1 protein-coding gene and 2 pseudogenes are annotated in these 1,873 nt (G+C 76.6%); 2 read left to right on the top strand and 1 reads right to left on the bottom strand.

Annotation, left to right across the window (positions count from 1 at the left end; genetic code table 11):
* Positions 1-1,380 (bottom strand): annotated as a pseudogene (locus ACFW2E_RS46150) (class I SAM-dependent DNA methyltransferase); the annotation flags it as partial.
* A gap of 173 nt (positions 1,381-1,553) precedes the next feature.
* Here ACFW2E_RS46150 and ACFW2E_RS46145 point away from each other — a divergent pair.
* Together ACFW2E_RS46145 and ACFW2E_RS46140 are read left to right on the top strand one after the other, a co-directional pair.
* Positions 1,554-1,694 carry a hypothetical protein gene (locus ACFW2E_RS46145; RefSeq protein WP_384477974.1) on the top strand — a complete coding sequence of 47 codons (141 nt, stop codon included), beginning with the start codon at positions 1,554-1,556 and terminating at the stop codon, positions 1,692-1,694.
* A pseudogene (locus ACFW2E_RS46140) lies at positions 1,691-1,873 on the top strand (polysaccharide deacetylase family protein); the annotation flags it as partial. The gene ACFW2E_RS46145 and the pseudogene ACFW2E_RS46140, both read left to right, overlap by 4 nt.

The raw sequence follows: 1,873 nt of genomic DNA, 5'->3' as shown, positions 1-1,873 counted from the left end.
GTGTTCGTTGATCCCTGCCTCCTCGTCGCTCTGGGGGCGCGGCCGGGTGGGACGGTATGCGCGGCGCATGTGGTGGTGGGGGAGGCCGGGCCCGCCCGCGACCCCCCCGATTCCGCCGGTACGCATCACCAGCGCGCCCCCGCGCGCGAGTTCACCGATGGTGGTGAGCGGCCAGCGCACGGGCCGCGCGGAGTCGGCGGGCGGCGGGGTGAGCGCGGCGGACAGGCGCAGTGTCTCGCCGAGCCGCTCGCGCACGGCGGTGAGCTGCTCCGCGCCGTCGGCCGCGGCGGGCGGCGGGAGGTGGCGGGCGGGGGCGAGGTCCACGTCGTCGTCGAGGAGCTCGATCACGGGCACGGAGCGGGCCAGCCCCGGCCGCTCGTCGAGCCTCCCGGCGCGTTCGAAGGCGTGCCAGGCTTCGAGGACGGCGTCCCGCACCGCCTGCCAGTCCGGCCCGCCGCGCCCCTCGGTGGCGAACTGCCCGCTGTCGGCGAGCAGCACCTCGGGCTGCGCGGGCGCCTTGTCCGGGCGGCGGAGCACCCACACATGGAGGGCGATGTTGTACGGCGGCGCCGCGCCCACCGGCAGTGCGACGACGGCGCGCAGCGCACCGCGGCGCAGCAGGTCGGCACGGATGCGCCGGCCGGAGCGGCGGGAGGCGGCGGCGGGCGGCATGAGCAGCACGGCGGTGCCGCCGTCCTTCAGCCGGGCGAGCGCGTGCTGCACCCAGGCGAGCTCGGACTCGGTGCGGGCCGGGAAGCCGTACTCCCAGCGGGGGTCGTAGGCGAGTTCGTCGTGTCCCCAGTTGCGCTCGTTGAAGGGCGGATGGCACAGGACGGCGTCGGCGCGCAGCTCCGGGTACGCGTCGACGCGCAGGGTGTCGCCGGCCGCGCCGCGCACGGTGGCCCGTGAGTGCAGCGCGAGCCGCAGAGCCGTGAGCGCGGCGAGGTCGGGCGCACTGTCCTGGGCGTACAGCTCCTGGTCGGGGCGGGCCTCCACGGCACGCAGCAGGGCGCCGGTACCGCTGGCCGGGTCGAGCACGATGCGGGCGGGACCGGCGAGGTCGGCCATGAGCCGGGCGAGTTCGGCGGGGGTGAGCGTGTACTGGCGCGGGTTGGCGTCCAGATGCCGCCCCAGCAGGAACTCGAACGTCTGCCGCGCCCCCGTCTCGGCCGCCAGCTCGGCGGCGCCGCGCAGGAGGGGAACGGAGGGGAGAAGTTCGGGGCCGGTGGGGGTGTGAACCGCCGGATAGGTGTGCACAGCCGAGGCGTTCGTCGCGGGGCGCGTGTTCACAGCCCCCGAAGGGTGAGCCGGCCCTGAGCCGTTCACATCACCCGAGGTGTTCACAGATCCCACCCTGCCCCCGGCCTGGGGGGCGCCTACCCCCGGGGGCCGGGGGGCCTCGAATCTCGCGGGGGCGCCACCCTGGATCACCCCCCGCGGGGTGGGCGGCCCGGGCGCGGGGGGGGCGGCCGGCGGGGCCCGCCACCGGTGCGGGGGACGGTGCGGGTGGCGGTTTTGGTGACACGGGCGCGGGAGCGGGTGCGGGAACGGGTGTGCCGGGTGGGCACGACTCCCGTACGCATCCCTGGCCACGGCGGCTGTCCCGGCTGCAGCGCCGGGGCATGCTGTACGGCCCCGTCGGCTATCTGCGCGCCCGCCGGGCGCTGCGTACGGTCGGGCTGGAGGCGGGATGAACGAGGGGGCTCCCGCGCACATACCCGTCTTCCTGTACCACGCGGTGATGGACGACCCGCCCTCGTGGATCGCCGAGTTCACCGTCCGCCCCAAGGAGTTCGCGGCGCACCTCGACGCGATCGCCGACAGCGGCCGGACGCCCGTCACCATCAGCGTGCTCGCCGACCACCTCGCCGGG

Origin of the sequence: Streptomyces sp. NPDC058964 (assembly GCF_042741275.1) — a bacterium.
Taxonomy (GTDB): domain Bacteria; phylum Actinomycetota; class Actinomycetes; order Streptomycetales; family Streptomycetaceae; genus Streptomyces.
Note: the sequence above shows the minus strand (reverse complement) of the source record. Positions and strands in the feature narration are given on the sequence as shown.